Here is a 17041-nt window from a genome sequence, read left to right on the forward strand (position 1 = left end):
TGTTCAAGCCAGCATGTAGACGTTGCGCATGGTCTCATGCACGGTGCATTCGCCTGTCCAGCCGGCAGGGAACATGACCACGGTCCCGGCTGCGACTTCTACCACCTCCCCGGCATCCGACCGGTACGTCGCGCGGCCGGCGACGAAATGGCACAATTCGTCGCGCGGAATCGAGAGCCGCCAGCGGCCGGGCGTGCACACCCAGATGCCGGATTCCGGCTGGTTGTTGGGTCCTTTGTGGACAAGCCTGCCGGTCGAGTGCGACGCGCCGTCCAGCGCGTCGGACTGGGCGCCCCAGTCGACGAGGTCGGTGCGGGTGGAGGCTTGGTAGAGATGCGGGGCGGAGGAGGTCACAGCAGCGCCTCCAGCAGCCCGGCTGCCTTCTCAGGCCCGTTCTGGGCCTGCATCTGCGCCGAGGTCTTCGCCAGCCTGATCTTCATCTTGGGGTCAGTCAGGCAGGCTTCGATCCTGCTGATCAGCTGGGCGTCGCTCCAGTCGTAGCGCGGCATGCCGAAGCCGTGGCCGGTTTCCTGGACGCGGGTGGCGTTGTCGTGGCCGTCCCAGACATAGGGCATGATGATGGCCGGCTTGCCGAAATAGAGGCACTCTGTGAACGAGTTGTTGCCGCCATGGTGGATTACGGCATCGACCTGCGGGATAACTGAAGGCTGCGGAAACCAGCTCTCCACGATGACGTTGTCCGGCACATCCGTGTACTGGTCCTTGTAGCCGCCGACATTGACCAGCGCGCGGTAACGGGTCTTGCCCAGTGTTGCGATTATGCGCTTCAACAAATCGACATCGCCGGCGCCGAGGCTGCCGAAGGAGACATAGAGCAGCGGCCCGTCATTGTTCTCGGGGAAGGTCGGCACGGTATAGGGCTTTTCCTGCCGCACGCAGCCTTCCAGATACTGGAACTTTGCCGGGTCGAGCGGATGGCGGCGCTTGAACTTTGCCGCTTCGGGATAGAGCAGCAGATTGAGATAGGGCGAGGCCTCGAAGAATTGGCCGACGGGGTAGGGCGCTTCATTGTTTGCGGTGAGGAAGGCGTTGAAGTCGTCGTGGATGGGCTTGATCACCGCGTTGAAATGATCGCGGTAGCGCTGGTGGCCGACATGGTCGTTCTCGCCGCAGCCCGAGAGATGCGGCGGGATGTCCTCATCCTCGATCTCGTTTTCCGAGCAGGAAATGACGCGCACCCAGGGTTTGCCGAACTGTTTGATGGCCGGAAACAGGATGACGTTGTCGACGCAGATCACGTCCGGCTTGATGGCGGCCAGAACGCGCGGCAGATCTTTCTGCGCCCATTTGGCGCTGTCGACGATCGCGGTCCAGCAATCCTTCACGTAATTGTCGACCTGATCGTATGGCGATTTGCGGAAGTTCGGGATGTGGCCGTTGATGAAGTCTTCCCAGAATTTCGCCATCTGCTCGGGCGGCATCGGCTCCGACAGGTTCACCGGATGCGCTTCGAAGCCGTAACCCTTGTAGACATCGACAAAGCCCGGGTCGGACAGGAACACTGCCTTATGGCCGCGCGCCTCGACGGCTTGCGCGATGCCGACCGAATTGAGCGCCGGGCCGTAGGCCGCTTCGGGAAAAAACGCGATCGTCTTCTGCGCCATCAGGCTTCTCCTATTCTGCAAAAATTCTGACATCGGCGGCGTCCCAGCCGAGTTCGACTTGGTCGCCCGAGGAGACCGGCCGGCGGTCGGCGGCATCGGCGGTGACGCGCACCAGGAACGGTTTTGGCGACAAGGGCGTGCGGATATGCAGCTGCAGGTCGAGCCCGTGATAGGCCAGCGCCTCGACCGTGCCCGTGGTGCGGTTGGCGGTGTCGGCTGACGGGAACAACCGGATGCGTTCGGGTCGCACCGAAGCGACAGCGAAAGCGCCGGGTGTGAGCTTGGCGGGAACCTTGCCGGTGATGCGCGCGCCGTTCGCGGCGATCACGCCATTGGCAGACACCTTGCCCGGTACGAAATTCATCACGCCGATGAAGTCGGCGACGAAACGGTCGGCCGGATGTTCATAGATCGCGTGCGGTGTGTCGCATTGCAGCAGCTGGCCGTCCTTGAGCACCGCCATGCGGTCGGCCATGACGAGTGACTCTTCCTGGTCGTGGGTGACGATGACGAAGGTGATGCCGACTTCGTGCTGCAGGCGCTTCAGCTCCATCTGCATGGCGCCGCGCAGTTTCTTGTCCAGCGCGCCCAGCGGTTCGTCGAGCAGCAGCAACCGAGGCCGTTTGACCAGCGCGCGGGCGAGCGCGACGCGCTGCTTCTGGCCACCCGACAATTGCTCAGGCTTACGGTCGGCGAAGGGGACAAGCTCGGTGGTGGCCAGAATGGCCTCGACGCGGGAACGGATTTCAGCTTTCGGCAAGCGCTCCATCTCCAGCCCGTAGGAGACATTGGCGCGCACGCTCATATGCGGGAACAGCGCGTAGGACTGGAACATCAGATTGACCGGCCGCTTGTTGGGCGGGGTCCGGGCGATGTCTTTGCCATCGAGCAGTATGCGGCCGTCGGTTGGCGTCTCGAAGCCGGCCAGCATGCGCAGCAGCGTGGTCTTGCCGCAGCCGGAGGGTCCAAGCAGCGCGAAGAACTCGTTTTCGCGGATGTCGAGCGAGATGCCGTCGACGGCGGTGACCCGGCCGAACTTCTTCGAAACGTTATCAATGGCCAGCAGCGTGCGCGGTTCGCTCATTGGCCGATGATCCCACGGTTGAGCCGCTGCGACAGGGTCAGCGCGGTGATGGATACCGCCATGACGATGGTCGCCAGCGCGTTGATCTCCGGCGTGATGCCGAAGCGGATCATGGCGTAGATCTGCATAGGCAGCGTCGTCGAGGCGCGGCCGGCACCGGCGGTGAAGAAGGCGATGATGAACTCGTCGACCGAGAGCGTGAAGGCAAGCAGAGCGCCGGCAATCACTGCCGGCGCGATGACCGGCAATGTCACACGCCGGAAGGTGGTCAGAGCCGAGGCGCCGAGGTCGGCGGAGGCCTCGACGATCGACCAGTCGAAACTCTTTAGCCTTGCGCGCACCACCGAGCAGACGAAGGCGAGGTTGAAGACGACATGGGCGAGGATGATGGTGTGCAGGCCCATGGTCAGGTTTAGCATGGAGAAGAACGACAGCAGAGCGATCGCCAGGACGATGTCGGGGATGATCATCGGTGCGAAGATCAGCGCCTCGAGACCCCTGCCGTATTGCCGGCGCATCTCGATGCCGATGGCCAGCAGCGTGCCGAGCAGCGTGGCGATGGCCGTGGAGACCAACGCCACGATCAGCGTGTTGAGCGCAGCGGAAAGGATTGCGGAATTGCCGGCCAGCGAGGCATACCATTTCAGCGAAAAGCCCGACCATGCCGTCGGCAATCCGCCTTCGTTGAAGGACAGCGCCACCAGCACGGCGATCGGGATGTAGAGGAAGGCGAAGACGAGGGTGAGGATCGTCCGCATGCCGATCGTACGGGTGAAGGAATGGGTCACCGCCGGCCTCCGACAATTGGAAGGCAAGCGAACGACCAGAGTCCTTCTTCCCGTTCACGGGGAGAAGATGCCGGCGGGCAGACGGGGGGCAGCGCTGAGCGTCGCAAAGGTTGACGCCGCCCCTCATCCGCCCCTTCGGGGCACCTTCTCCCCGTGGACGGGGAGAAGGCAAGAATTGCGCAGCGCTCAGCCATCGGCGTCACCCCTTGCCTCTGCCGCACGCCCCGCGGCGCGGTCGGCGGCGAGTGCCTGCGCCATCAGCACCAGAAGCATGATGGCGATCAGCGCCATCGCCAATGCCGCGCCAAACGGCCAGTCATTGGCGGTCAGGAACTGGTCGTAGACGAGGTTGCCGATCATCTGGAAGCGGCCGCCGCCAAGCAGCGCCGGGGTGACGAAATTGCCGATCGACAGCACAAAGACGAAGACAGCACCCGCAGCGATGCCGGGCACGGTCAGCGGCAGGATGACACGTCGGAAGGTGGTGGCAGCGGAGGCGCCGAGATCGCGTGAGGCCTCGGCCAGTTCCGGGTTGAGGCGCGACAGCGGCGCGTAGCAGGCGAGGATGACGAAGGGCAGATAGTTGTAGACGAGGCCTGCGATGACCGAGCCTTCGGTATAGAGCATCGAGGGCGGTTCGCCGGTGTAGCCGAACCAGCGCAAGAGCTGGGTGATCAGGCCTTCGCGGTTGAGCAGCACGATCCAGGCATAGGTGCGGATCAGGTAGTTGGACCAGAACGGCAGCACGGCGAAGAACAGGAACACCGGCTGCCACCGGCGCGGGGCGGCCGCGATCGCATAGGCGGCGGCATAGCCGATCACCACCGCGATCAGCGTTGCCGTGCCGGCGATGCGCGCCGAATTGAGGAAAATGCCGGCATAGAGCGGGTCGAACACCAACCCGAAATTTTCCAGCGTCAAAGTGTAGTCGATGCCGCCATAGATGCCGCGCCGGAAGAAGGCGAGCGCCAGCACCAGCGCGCATGGAATAACCATCAGCGCGGTCAGCCAGACCAGCGCCGGGGCCATCAGCAGGGAGGAACGAAGTCGGGTCTGGGACAATTTCTCGGGTACCGCTCAGGGCCGGCGGCAGAAGTGCTGCCGGCCGTGAAGTCTGCGCCGCTTACTGCGCGGCCTTGATCTCGCTGACGATCTTGGAATAGTCGCGCTGGGCTTCGCCGACGTCACGCAACTGCTCGAACTTGACGAGATCGGCCACCGGCATCGCCATGTTGGGGAATTTGGCCAGGAAGTCGGCCGGCAGGCTTTCCATCGCCGGCTTGTTCGGCACCTTGTAGTCGATGTTCTGCGCCGCCCAGGCGTGGTTCTTGGCGTCGAGCATGAAGTTGATGAACTTGAAGGCGTCGTCCTTGTGCTCGGACGCCTTCATCACCACCATCGTGTCGACCCAGAGGTCCGAACCTTCCTTGGGGATGACGTATTTGATCTCCGGCTTGTCGGCGATGCCGTAATTGCACCAGCCGTCCCAGGCCTGCACCATCAGCGCCTCGCCGGAAACCAGCTTGGAATAGAAGGTGGTGTCGTCATAGGCGAGCAGGGTCTTCTTGGCGGAGATCAAGAGGTCCTTGACCTCGGCCATCTTGGCCGGGTCGGTCTCGTTGACCGAATAGCCCTTGTCGAGCTGCCCGGCGGCCAGCAGCCAGCGATCGGTCGCCAGCATGGTGGTCTTGCCCTTCATCTCGTCGGAAGGGGCGAGCAGGTCGCTCCAGCTCGTGGGCGCCGTCTTGACAAGGTCAGAGCGGTAGCAGAGGCCCGTCGTGCCCCAGGTGTAAGGCACGGAGAAAGCGTTGCCGACATCGTGCGGCAGCTTGGTCGCTTCGGGATAGAGGTTGGCGAGGTTGGGGATCTTGGCATGGTCGATCGGCTCGGTCAGGCCAAGCTTGTTTAATACTTCGGCGAAGGGCGAGGAGACGAAGACCACGTCATAGCCCTTGCCGCCGGCGGCAATCAGCTTGCCCATGATCTCTTCATTGGTGGCGTGCACCACCACTTCGCCGGCAACGCCGGTGGCGGTCTTGAAAGCGGCCATGGCGTCGGGTGCCATGTACCCATCCCAGTTCGAAATAACGAGGTCGGCTGCGGCGGCCGGCACCGAGAGCGTCAGGGCGAGACCGAGAGCGATTGAGGATGTATTGAGCGCACGGCGCCGCAGGCTGGTAGCGGTCATGGCAGTCTCCCATTCGGTTTGATCGTCGAAATCATTTGCCGGACCAAGGCCGGCGACGCGCGCGCCTGCCTTGATCCTGTTCCCTCGGTCTTTTCTCGCCGATTGTGCCGACAGTACTATTGCAGAAAAAAGTACGTCAATCCATAATCTGTCAACCGACGGAGGAATTTGGCCGATTGTCCCTGTTCCGGCGATCAGCCAGACCAATGCGCCACATTCGCATTCGAGAAAAGCCATGCAAGCCGTAGCCAGACGACCTCGCACCAACCATCTCGATCTGGCGCAGCGCATCCTGGATGTGGCGCGGCAGCGTGGCTTCGAGCCTGGCGCCCGCCTGCCCGAACAGCAGATCGCCTCGCTGTGCAATGTCTCGCGCACGCCCGTACGCGCCGCACTCGGCCTGCTCGCGGAACGGGGCGTGGTGCGCTGGGAGGCCGACAGCGGTTATCATCTGACGGTCGACCTCGCCGCCCAGCCCGCCATTGCCGCCGAACTACCCAGTGCGGAGGAAGACGAGCTCGCCGAAGCCATCCTGCGCGACCGCTCGGCGCGACGGTTGGACCAGACGGTGACCATCGCGGGGCTGATGCGACGCTACGACGCTGATCGCAAGACGGTACTAAAAGCACTTAACAAACTGACCGACGAGAATCTTCTGGATCGTGCGCCTGGGCAATCCTGGTTGTTTCGCCGCGCGCCGGACGATCCGGAGGCGCAAGGCGAAAGCTACGAGTTCCGCCTGGTGCTGGAGCCGGCGGCCATCCTGACGCCAGGCTTTCGGCTGGACGGGGCGCGGGCAGCAATGTTGCGGCAAGGCATGGAAGCGCTTGCAGCGCTGCCGGACGAGACATTCGACACGCGCGAGTTCCAGCGGCTGGACATGGATTTTCATGGCATGATCGCCGAGGGCTGCGCCAACCGTTTTGTGTCGGATGCATTGGCCGATCATCTCCGCCTGCGCCGGCTGCCGGGCATCTATTCCGGCGTCAACGTGTTTCGGCTGCGGCAATCGTTGCGCGAACACTCGGGCATACTCGACTATCTTGAAAGCCGGCAGTATGAGGTGGCTGCCGATCTGCTTCGCATTCACCTGCGGCTCTCCCGCAGCCAGCGACCGCAAGCAGCCAGCCGCGGAGCTCCCGCACTGTTCGGCATGATCAGCCGGCCGGATTGAAGAGGAATAATTGACGCGTAAAGCCAGCCCGACCATCGCGCTGTTTCCCGAGGCCAGTTTCGGCGCCGCGTTGAATTGCGTCGGTATCGCACAGGCATTGCGCGCACGGGGCGCTCGCCCCGTCTTCATCTGCCATGCCGGCTTCTCCGGCGTCTATACCGACTATGGCTTCCAGGAATACCATCTGCCGACGGATGAGCCGCTGAGCGACAGCGACCGCCAGAGCTATTGGCAGGCCTTCGTGCGCCGGCACCTGCCGCATTTCCGGCTGAGCCCGATCGACCAGCTCGAGACCTATGTCGCGCCGACCTGGCAAGCGATCGTCGACACCGCCGTCAACGCCGAGGCGCCGCTGCGCCAATTGCTGGCGCGGCTGAAGCCGGACGCGGTGGTGCTCGACAACGTCATCATGTTCCCGGCGATCGCCGCCGCCGGCTGCCCGTGGGTGCGCGTCGTCTCCTGTGCCGAGACGGAACTGCCGGATGCCGAGGTGCCGCCCTATCTCTCGGGGATGGGTGCCGACGACCCGCAACGTGCGGCGTTCGAAGCGCGCTATCTCGCGGCCTCCGCACCCGCGCATGAGTGCTTCAACCGTTTTCGCGCGGATGCCGGCCTGGCGCCGTTGCCCAAGGGCCTGTTCCTCGAGACATCACCCGACCTCAATCTGCTGCTGACGCCAGCGATCGTACGGCGTGAGCGGGCCGAGCCGCTCGACCCCAAACGCTTCGTTTATCTCGAAGGCTGCGTGCGCTCGGAAGGGCCGTTCGAGGTGCCGGTGTTTCCGCGCAATGGCGGGCCGCTGGTCTATGTCAGCTTCGGCAGTCTCGGCGCGATGGATGTCGGGCTGATCGAACGCATGCTCGCCGTCTTCGACCGGCTGCCGGCGCGCTTCATCGTCAATGCCGGCGGCCTGCGCGACGCCTACCGCGCGGTGCCGGACAATGTCTATCTCGACGCCTGGTTTCCGCAGCCTTCGGTGGTGGCGAAGTCGGACCTGTTTATTCATCACGGAGGAAACAACAGTTTTTGCGAGGCGCTGCGCTTCGGCGTGCCGTCGCTGATCATGCCCTATTGCTGGGACGGACATGACAATGCGCAACGCGCGGGAGAGACGGGCGTGGGCGACCATATCGGCCGCGACGCCTGGACCGAAGGGGGATTGGAGAGAGCCATTCTCGGCCTGCTGGCCGACGATGCGATGCGCGCCCGCCTCAGGGACAATGCTGCCAAGATGGCGCTGACCCCTGGAACGGATGTGGCCGCGCAAGCCATACTCTCTCTCATAGGTACGTGAACCAAAATGCAGGACAAAAATACCAACACCGCTCTCTTCACCGGCAACGATCCCAAGGCCTGGCTCGCCCAGCACGGCATCACGGAGGTCGAGTGCCTGGTGCCCGACATGAATGGCGTGCTGCGCGGCAAGGCGCTGCCGACAGCAAAATTCCTCAAGGCGCTGGAAGACCGCGCACTTTACCTGCCGAGCAGCGCTTTCCTGGTCAGCATTGATGGCCGCTACTCCGGTTCGATCGACGAAGGCTTTGCCTATCAAGACCCGGATATGCGCATGGTGCCTGATATGTCGACGCTGTGCCTGGCGCCGGGCGGTGGCGCTGGCAAAGCCTATGTCTTCGCCGACGCCTTCCACATGGAAGGCAAGCCCTGGATGGCCTCGCCACGACATGTGCTGTGCGCCGTGCTCGATCTCTACCGGAAGCGCGGTTGGCGCGCGGTGGTGGCGCCGGAAGTCGAATTCTATCTGACCGCGCCCAATCCGAATCCCGACCAGCCGCTGACGGCACCGGTTGGCGCCAATGGCCGCTCCGAGGGCTCGCAGCATCCCTATGACATGGTGGCGCTGGAAGAATTCGAGCCGGTGATAAGGCGCGTCTATGATTATGCCGCAGCCGCCGGCCTGCCGCTCGACACGCTGATCCATGAATCGGGCACCGCGCAGCTGGAGATCAATCTGCTGCACGGCGACGCGGTGCCACTCGCCGACCAGGTGCTGCTGTTCAAGCGGCTGACGCGCCAGGCAGCGCAGCAGAGCGGCATGCACGCGACCTTCATGGCCAAGCCGATCGCCGCGCAGGCCGGCAGCTCGATGCATCTGCACATGTCTGTCGTCGATGAAACGACAGGCGCCGCGCTGTTTGCCGACAGAGATGATGCAGACACCGAAATGTTCGGCCATTTCATCGGCGGCCTGCAGAAATATGTGCCCGAGATCATGCCGCTATTCGCACCCAACGTGAACTCGTTCCGCCGCATCCGGCCGAACCACAGCGCGCCGGCCAACATCGAATGGTCGCATGACAACCGCTCCTGCGGCCTGCGCGTGCCGGCAGGTGGCCGCGCCGCCCGGCGGGTAGAGAACCGCTTGCCGGGTGCGGATTGCAATCCCTATCTGGCGATCGCCGGTTCGCTGCTTGCCGGCTATCTCGGCGTCGAGCAGAAGCTGGCGCGCTCGGCTGAGGCCTCGGGCAATGCCTACAAGATCAAAAGCACGCTGCCGAAAACGATGGAGGAGGCGCTTGATCGTTTCACTGCTTGCGAGCCGGTGCGGGCATTGCTCGGCGAGGATTTTTTCCAGACCTATCTGCGCGTCAAGAGCGTCGAACTCGACCTGTTCCAGAGCGTGGTGACGAGCTGGGAACGCGACCATTTGCTGCTGAAGGTGTGATCATGGCCTCCGGCTCAACGGGTTTCAATTCGAGCCTCGATATCGGCAATTCCTATTATGTCGCCACCGCCAATCCGGCGCCGGACCATCCGGCGCTGGTGGGAGATGTCGGCGCCGATCTGGTGGTGGTCGGTGGCGGCTGCACCGGCCTGTCGGCCGCCCTTCATGCCGCCGAGCGCGGCCTGAAGGTGGTGCTGCTCGAAGGCGGCAAGATCGGCTGGGGCGCGTCGGGCCGCAATGGCGGCCAGATGATCCCCGGCCTGCGCAAAGGCGCCAAGGGGCTGGTCAAGCTCTACGGCCCCGAGCGGGCGAAGGCGCTGTTCGACCTCGCCTTCGAGGCGCGGGGCCTGGTGCTCGACATCATCGAGCGCCACGCCATCGACTGCGATCTGCGGCTGACCGGCCATCTCGTCGGTGCCGTTAATGGCTCCGACCTCAGGGATCTCGAAGACGAGGCCAAATGCCTCGAGAGCGTGATGAAGTTCCGCGACGTCGAGATCCTGTCGGCGGCGCAGGCACGCGGCAAGGTGGACACGCCCTATCATGGCGCGATGTATGAGCCGCTCGGCGGCCATATGCATCCGCTGAACTACACGCTCGGCCTTGCCCGTGCCGCCGTGGCGGCCGGTGTCGTCATCCATGAAAATTCCGTCGCGGTAAAGCTGGAGCTGGAGCCATCGATCCGGGTCTCGACATCGAAGGGTTCGGTACGGGCCAAGCATGTCGTATTGGCGGGCGATGCGCTGCTCAATGGGCTGGAGCCACGCGTCAACAGCCGTATCATGCCGGTCGGCAACTACATCGTCGCCACCGAGCCGTTGGAGGGTAAACGCAATGTCATCCCGGCCAATGTGGCGGTGTCCGACACACGCTTCGTCGTCAACTACTACCGCATGTCGGCGGACGGACGCCTGCTGTTCGGTGGCGGCGAGCGTTACACGCCGTCGCCGCCGGCCGACATCGCCGGCTTCGTGCGGCCGCATATGGAAGCCACTTTCCCGCAATTGAAGGGCTGCCGTATCGACCATGCCTGGGGCGGGCTGGTGTCGGTGACGACATCGCGGCTGCCGCATGTCGGGCACTATGGCGAGGTCTATTTCGCGCATGGCTATTCCGGCAAGGGCGTCATCCTGTCGACGCTGTCGGGCAAACTGCTCGCCGAAGCGATCACCGGTGATGCCTCACGGCTCGATCTGTTCTCGACGCTGACGCCGATGCCGTTCCCGGGCGGTACGGCGCTACGGGGTCCGCTCTATGTGCTGGGGATGTTGTGGTACGCCATGCGCGACCGCATCAAGCATTGAGGCTGCTGCCGGCGGGCGCGAACCATTGGAGGCGATTGCATGCGTGATTTTCAGTTCCCCGGCCGCTCGCCGGTTCGCGCCACCGAAGCGATGGCGGCGACATCGCATCCGTTGGCGACGCTGGCCGCCATCGACATGCTGCGCTCCGGCGGCAATGCCATGGATGCCGCTGTGTGCGCTGCAGCGGTGCAAGGCGTCGTCGAGCCGCAATCGACCGGCATCGGCGGCGACTGTTTTGTGCTCTACAGTCCCAAAGGCGAGGGCGATGTTCTCGCTTTCAACGGCTCGGGGCGTTCGCCCGCTGCGGCAGCCGCCGAATGGTATCTGGAGCGGGGGCATTTCGAACTGCCTGCGGCCGGACCGCATGCCGTCACCATACCAGGCGCCATCGATGCATGGTGCCGGCTGCTTGAAGATCACGGCAAGAAGGGCATCGACGCCGCATTAGCGCCTGCCATTCGCTATGCCGAACAGGGCTATGTCGTTCATGATCGCGTCGCCTTCGATTGGGCTGACGAGGTTGCCCTGCTCGCCGCCGACGAACATGCCGCGCGGATCTTCCTGCCGAACGGCCGGGCACCACAGGCCGGTGATGTGCATCGGCAGCCGGAGCTCGCGGAAACCTTGCGCATCATCGCGAGCAAAGGCCGCGCCGGCTTCTATGAGGGCGAGGTCGCGGATGATCTTGTGGCGCGTCTCGGCGCGCTCGGCGGGCTGCATGCGCTGGACGATTTCGCTGCAACCAAGGGCGACTACGTCAAAGCGGTGAACACGTCCTATCGCGGCTACGACATCCATCAGATGCCGCCAAACAATCAGGGCCTGACGGCGCTGATCATGCTGAACGTGCTTTCCGGCTTTGCGCTCGGGTCATTGGAGCCAAACGGCGCCGAGCGGCTGCATCTCGAGATCGAAGCCGGCCGGCTTGCCTATCAGGACCGCGACACTTTCATCGGCGACCAGAATTTCGTCAAGGTTCCCGTCGAGCAACTGTTGTCGGCAGCCTATGCGGAGCGGCTGCGCGCCGCCATCGATCCGGGCCGCGCCATGACGCATCTGCCGCGGCTTGAGCTTCCGCGCAGCGACACCGTCTATATCTCTGTGGTCGACCGCGACCGCAATTCGGTCAGCTTCATCAACTCGACCTTCGGTTCTTTCGGCAGCGGCGTCGTCGGTCCCAAGACCGGAGTCGTGCTGCAGAATCGCGGCAGCAGTTTTCGCGTTACGGAAGGCCATCCAAATCGTATCGCGCCGCGCAAGCGACCGATGCACACCATCATGCCTGGCATGGCGACGCGAGGGGGTAAGGTGGTGATGCCGTTCGGGGTGATGGGCGGCGGCTACCAGCCGTTCGGCCACGTCCATCTCCTCACCAACATGATCGATTTCGGCATGGATCCGCAGCAAGCACTGGATGCGCCACGGGTGTTTTACAAGGACAACGCCGTGCTGGCGGAGCGCGGCATTCCAGCTGAGGCGATCGCCGGCCTGCGTCAGCGCGGCCATCAGGTTTCGATCGCCGAGGAGCCGCATGGCGGCGGCCAGCTGGTGCTGATCGATTGGGAAAAGGGCACGCTCACCGGTGCCTCCGATCCGCGCAAGGACGGTTGTGCGCTGGGCTACTGATCTGCGTTGCTGGAATGCGCATTCAGAACCAGATCAGCCAGACAAGCTGCAGGATTACCAGTGCAATGGCGTCCCAGAAGATGAGTTCCCCCATCGAGAACCAGCGCCGCGAGAGGTTGAAGCTGTAGAACAGCCGCCAGACAAGTGCCGCGGCGGCCAGCGGCACCAAAGCGAGTAGCGAGCTCACGGCAGCCGCGCTCCCGAAACCGCATCGAACGTGTGCAGCGCTGCCGGCGGAAAGCGTAGATAAAGCGGCTGGCCGGGATCGAAAGCGCGATCGACATTCACTGTCCTGACGATCAGCGCATTCGCCTCGCTCTTGGCGAAGATCAGCACGTCCGGCTCGACCGGTTCGACGACGTCGACGGCAAACAGGATGGCATCGCCGGCAGTCGCGTCGACAAGCTGGATCTGCTCGGGGCGAATGCCGAGCACGATGGGACCATCAGGCTTTCCCGGAAGCGGGCAAGTGAAACCGCTGGCGTGGAAGACGCCGGCGCGGACATCGCCATCGAACGTGTTCATCGCTGGACGGCCGATGAATTCGGCGATGAAGCGATTGGCAGGCCGCCGATAAATCTCGCGCGGGTCGTCGTACTGGATCAGTGCGCCTTCGCGCAACACCGCGACCCTGGTCGCCAGCGTCACCGCCTCTTCCTGGTCGTGTGTGACGAAGACGAAGGTCTTTTTCAGCTCGCGATGCAGACGCTTCAGCTCGGTGCGCATGTGGAGCCGCAACAAGGCGTCGAGATTGGACAGCGGCTCATCCATCAGACAGAGGCTAGGTTGCCAGACCAGGGCGCGGGCCACAGCCACGCGCTGCGCCTGGCCGCCCGACAATTGCGAAGGGCGGCGGTCTAGGTAACGGGTGATCTCAAGCAGCTCGGCCATGGCGCGGACGCAGCGGTCAAGCTCGGCAGCCGGCATCTTTCGGATGCGCAAGGGATAGGCGATGTTCTCGTAGACGCTCTTATGGCTGTAGAGCGCATAGTTCTGGAACACCATGCCCATGCCGCGCAGGCGCGGCGGCAGGTCGGTGACATCGAGGCCCTCGACCATGATGCGCCCGGCCGTGGGACGTTCAAGGCCGGCAAGCAGCCGGCAGGCTGTCGTCTTGCCGGAACCAGAGGGCCCGAGCAGAACAAGGAATTCGCCGGGCTCGAAAGCAAGATCGAGCGCCTGCAGCGCCACCGTCCCGTCCGGGAAGGCCTTGGTGACGCCGTCGAAAACAATTGCCATGCAAGGATCCCTTCAACCCTTGACCGCGCCGAAGGTGAGGCCGCGGACGAGCTGTTTCTGGACAAGGAAAGTGAAAAGCACGATCGGCAGCGTTGCCACGATCGCGACTGCCGCGACTTGTCCCCAGAGCGTGCCATGCGGCGTCACCAGTCCGGGTATGCCGACGGTCAGCGGCCGCCCGTCGAAAGCGACGAGGATGAAGGCATAGAGGAACTCGTTCCACGACAGGATGAAGCAGAGCACCGCTGTGGCGCCGATGCCGGGTGCGGCCAGCGGCGCGACGACGAAGAAGAATGCGCCGAGCCGCGAGCGGCCGTCCATCATCGCGGCTTCGTCGATCTCCCTGGGGATTTCGGCGAAGAAGCCGCGCATCATCCAGACGACCAGCGACAGGTTGAAGGAGGTGTGGGCGATCACCACGGCGTAGATGGTGTCGATCAGGCCCAGCGAGGTGAAGAACAGGAACAGCGGCACGGCGATCGAGATCGGCGGCGCCATGCGCGTGGTCAGGAAGAAGAAGAACAGGTCTTCCTTGCCGGGAAAATTCGAGCGGGCAAAGCCGTAGGCGGCCGGCGCGCCGATGACGATGCACAACACTGTCGACGATACCGAGATCAGCACCGAATTGATCGCCAGCGGCCAGTATTCCTTGTCGATGAAGACCGCCGGATAGTTGGAGAACGTCGGCGTAAAAGCCCATTTCGGCACCGAGGACAACAGGTCGACGCGGTTCTTGAACGAGGCCAGCACCATCCAGACGTAGGGCGTCAAGGCCACCACGACAGCGACCAGCAGCACGGCCCAGGCAAAACTGCTCCAGGCGCGGTTGGTGGATTGATCGATCATCGCAGCGCCCTCAAAACGACGCCGCCTGCTTGCGGCTCGACCAGTAGACGGCCTTGTAAAAGACGGAGCACAGGATCAGCACGACGAGATAGATCATGAAGGCGACCGCGGCGCCGTAGCCGAGGTCCCAGTTGCGGAAGTTGACGCGGTAGGCGTAGATCGACACCAGTTCGGTCAGCGTTCCCGGACCGCCGCCGGTCATCAGGAAAACCTTGTCGAACTCCTTGAACGCGTCGATGCCGCGCAGCAATAGCACCAGCGCGATGACGGGCCGCAGCAGCGGCAGCATGACATCGCAAAAGATCTGAAACGGTTTTGCGCCATCCATCATCGCCGCCTCGAACGGCGCGCGCGGCAGGCTCATCATCCCGGCGAGCATGATAAGAGTGACGAAAGGGGTCCACTGCCAGACATCGATGGCGACGATGGTCGGAAACACCAGGTCGGGTGCCGAAAGCACCGCCGAATTCTGCGCCAGCAGGCCAACCTTGCGCATGTAGAAGGTGAGCATGCCGAAATCGCCCTGCAACAGCAGCCGCCAGATCAGCCCGACGGCGACCGGCGCAATCATCATCGGGATGAGCAGCAGTGTGGTGAGAAGCCGCTGGCTGGCGACGAAGCGGAAGATCAGGAAGGCCAGCGCAAAGCCGAGCAGGAATTCGAGGCCGACGGCGATGATGACGAATTTCAGCGTCAGCAGGAACGATGCCCAGAAGAATGGATCGTTGCGCATCAGCTTGCGGAAATTGTCGAAGCCGACGAAGGCGCCCCCATGGCTGGCATCAGCGAAGCTGAGGTCGGTCAGCGCGGTGTAGACCATGTAGTAGAACGGGCCGACCAGGAAGACGACGACGAGCAGTGTCGCCGGCAGTATCAAGAGCGGTCCCACCCCACGGTCGAGAAGCGGCATTCCGCGGCGCGGCGATGGAGTGCGGTTCGTCACGGGTGTTTCCTGCGGACAAGAACGGCTACCCGCTTGTGCGGGTAGCCTCTGCGCGACATCTCAAGGCCTATCGTGCCGGATAGGTCATTGGTGCGCAAGAACCGAGCAATGTCGAGATATCGGTGGCGGCGGTGTCGAGGGCGGCCTGCGCCTCCTTTTCGCCGGCGAGGTAGGACGACAGTTCGCGCACCAGTATGTCGGTCATCTCGGCCGATTGCGGCAGCGTCGCCTTCGGCACCGCATGCTCGTTGGCCTCCATCGAAGCCTTGGCATAGGGCAGCTTCTGCACCTCCGCCGAAGCATAGACATCGGGCCGGCCCGAGGCGCCGCCATTGAGATGCTGCTCGAGCTGGCGGTCATAGCCCATCATCCACTGGACGAAGAGGAAGGCGGCCTGCTGGTTCTTCGAATAGACCGGGATCAGATAGGTCCAGCCCTCGACCTGGCCGATCTTGCCGCCGTCGCCTTGCGGCACGAGATCGAAGCCAACCTTGCCGACCACGGTGGAGGCCGTGGTGTCGACCGATACGGCATAGGTTGCGTCGTTCCACATAATCAGCTCGGCGACCTTGGCTTGCTGCATCAGCGCCATGACATCATCCCAGAAATAGTTGAGGCTGTCCGGCGGCGAGAATTGCAGCAGGCTCTTGTAATATTCGAGCGAGGCGACGGCCTTGGGGCTGTTGACGATGACCGGGCCGCAGGCCGAGCCGCTCTTCACGTCGAGCACGTCGCCGCCGAAGGAATAAAGGAAATTGAGCCACTCATACCACAGCGCCTCATGGCGCTTGCCCTGCAGGGCGGTGCCGTAAAAACCCTGGTCGGGGCGATAGAACCATTCGGCGATATCGCGGTATTGCTTCCAGTCCTTGGCGGGAGCGAGGTCGTTGCCATACTTGGCCTTGAAGCCTGCCTGCTCCTTGGGATCGGCGAGCAGGTCCGAGCGATACCACATGAACATGTTGAGCACTGTGAAGGGGAAGCCGTACTCCTTGCCGTCATACCAGGAGATTTCGTGCCAGGCGGTCTGGTAGAGCTGCTTCTCCGGCTCGAAGCTCGGATCGCGCAAAGCCGGGTCGGCCATCATCTTGGCGATTTCGACCAGATGGTTGTTGGTGGCGAACTTGCCGAGTTCGCGATGCGGCTGGATGATGACGTCGTAGCGGCCGCGGTGCGAGTTGAGATCGAGCTGCACCTTGTTGACGGCTTCCGAGTGCTCGTACATCTCGACTTCGACATGGATGCCGGTCTGTTTTTCAAACTCCGGCGCCATCTTCTTCAGCGCTTCGAGGGGCGGCAGCGCCTCGCCGACCATGCGGATGGTCTGGCCGCTATAGGGCTTCGACGCCTCTTTCAGATCCCACGCGGCCGCTTGTGTCACTTGCCACGTCAGGGGGCACACAAATACGGCTGCGACGAGCAGTCTGGACGCGGTACGTCTCAGCGGCTTGAGCATTCTTCCCTCCCTAGAAGTCGTGCCTGGCGGGCCGGCGCCCGTTCTGTCATAAAATGTGTGGTACTGCAAATCAAAATGTGGCACC

General features: G+C 63.4%; 16 protein-coding genes. 5 read left to right on the top strand and 11 right to left on the bottom strand.

The features are described from left to right. Positions 1-3: 3 nt before the first annotated feature. The 6 genes from NKI61_RS19000 to NKI61_RS19025 all read right to left on the bottom strand — a co-directional run bounded on the left by NKI61_RS19000 (position 4) and on the right by NKI61_RS19025 (position 5685). Positions 4-354, bottom strand: a complete 351-nt coding sequence (locus NKI61_RS19000) for a cupin domain-containing protein (RefSeq protein ID WP_023672949.1) — start codon at positions 352-354, stop codon at positions 4-6. After that, positions 351-1625 carry a glycosyltransferase gene (locus tag NKI61_RS19005; RefSeq protein ID WP_023704269.1) on the bottom strand — a complete coding sequence of 425 codons (1275 nt, stop codon included), beginning with the start codon at positions 1623-1625 and terminating at the stop codon, positions 351-353. The genes NKI61_RS19000 and NKI61_RS19005 overlap by 4 nt, the downstream gene beginning before the upstream one ends. 10 nt (positions 1626-1635) lie before the next feature. Further along, positions 1636-2709 (bottom strand): ABC transporter ATP-binding protein, encoded by a 1074-nt coding sequence (locus NKI61_RS19010; RefSeq protein ID WP_352840271.1) that lies wholly within the window; start codon positions 2707-2709, stop codon positions 1636-1638. Then, positions 2706-3467, bottom strand: coding sequence for an ABC transporter permease (locus NKI61_RS19015; protein ID WP_352840285.1), 762 nt, complete (start codon positions 3465-3467; stop codon positions 2706-2708). Before NKI61_RS19015 ends, NKI61_RS19010 begins: the two co-directional genes overlap by 4 nt. Before the next feature lie 216 nt (positions 3468-3683). After that, positions 3684-4526, bottom strand: a complete 843-nt coding sequence (locus tag NKI61_RS19020) for an ABC transporter permease (RefSeq protein ID WP_352840286.1) — start codon at positions 4524-4526, stop codon at positions 3684-3686. Positions 4527-4620: 94 nt separating this feature from the next. Beyond that, entirely contained in the window at positions 4621-5685 is a 1065-nt protein-coding gene (locus NKI61_RS19025; RefSeq protein ID WP_023685711.1) for a polyamine ABC transporter substrate-binding protein, read from the bottom strand. 235 nt (positions 5686-5920) lie between these two features. On the opposite strand from NKI61_RS19025, the gene NKI61_RS19030 reads away from it, so the two are divergent. Genes NKI61_RS19030 through ggt form a run of 5 tightly spaced genes read left to right on the top strand, consistent with a single transcriptional unit; the run spans position 5921 to position 12472 of the window. Continuing rightward, positions 5921-6859, top strand: coding sequence for a GntR family transcriptional regulator (locus NKI61_RS19030; RefSeq protein ID WP_023685712.1), 939 nt, complete (start codon positions 5921-5923; stop codon positions 6857-6859). Positions 6860-6869: 10 nt separating this feature from the next. Further along, the gene (locus NKI61_RS19035; protein ID WP_352840272.1) at positions 6870-8153 is read left to right on the top strand and encodes a glycosyltransferase; all 1284 of its coding nucleotides are present in this window, start codon (positions 6870-6872) and stop codon (positions 8151-8153) included. A gap of 6 nt (positions 8154-8159) precedes the next feature. Then, entirely contained in the window at positions 8160-9542 is a 1383-nt protein-coding gene (locus NKI61_RS19040; RefSeq protein WP_352840274.1) for a glutamine synthetase family protein, read from the top strand. 2 nt (positions 9543-9544) lie between these two features. Then, positions 9545-10846 carry an NAD(P)/FAD-dependent oxidoreductase gene (locus tag NKI61_RS19045; RefSeq protein ID WP_352514954.1) on the top strand — a complete coding sequence of 434 codons (1302 nt, stop codon included), beginning with the start codon at positions 9545-9547 and terminating at the stop codon, positions 10844-10846. Positions 10847-10885: 39 nt separating this feature from the next. Further along, positions 10886-12472: a gamma-glutamyltransferase gene (gene ggt, locus NKI61_RS19050; RefSeq protein ID WP_352840275.1), complete on the top strand. Its 1587-nt coding sequence runs from the start codon at positions 10886-10888 to the stop codon at positions 12470-12472. Positions 12473-12494: 22 nt separating this feature from the next. Here ggt and NKI61_RS19055 read toward each other — a convergent pair whose 3' ends face one another. From NKI61_RS19055 to NKI61_RS19075, 5 genes are all read right to left on the bottom strand, one after another. Further along, on the bottom strand, positions 12495-12659 hold the full coding sequence (locus tag NKI61_RS19055; RefSeq protein ID WP_023728593.1) for a hypothetical protein: 165 nt from the start codon (positions 12657-12659) through the stop codon (positions 12495-12497). After that, on the bottom strand, positions 12656-13711 hold the full coding sequence (locus NKI61_RS19060; protein WP_352840276.1) for an ABC transporter ATP-binding protein: 1056 nt from the start codon (positions 13709-13711) through the stop codon (positions 12656-12658). Before NKI61_RS19060 ends, NKI61_RS19055 begins: the two co-directional genes overlap by 4 nt. A 12-nt stretch (positions 13712-13723) precedes the next feature. Further along, positions 13724-14557, bottom strand: coding sequence for a carbohydrate ABC transporter permease (locus NKI61_RS19065; protein WP_352514956.1), 834 nt, complete (start codon positions 14555-14557; stop codon positions 13724-13726). Positions 14558-14567: 10 nt separating this feature from the next. Beyond that, positions 14568-15500, bottom strand: coding sequence for a carbohydrate ABC transporter permease (locus NKI61_RS19070; protein ID WP_352840277.1), 933 nt, complete (start codon positions 15498-15500; stop codon positions 14568-14570). Positions 15501-15567: 67 nt separating this feature from the next. Next, a complete protein-coding gene (locus NKI61_RS19075; RefSeq protein WP_023692040.1) occupies positions 15568-16881 on the bottom strand; it encodes an ABC transporter substrate-binding protein in 1314 nt (437 codons plus the stop codon). Positions 16882-17041 lie beyond the last annotated feature (160 nt).

This window comes from Mesorhizobium sp. M0514, from assembly GCF_040321145.1.
Lineage (GTDB): Bacteria > Pseudomonadota > Alphaproteobacteria > Rhizobiales > Rhizobiaceae > Mesorhizobium.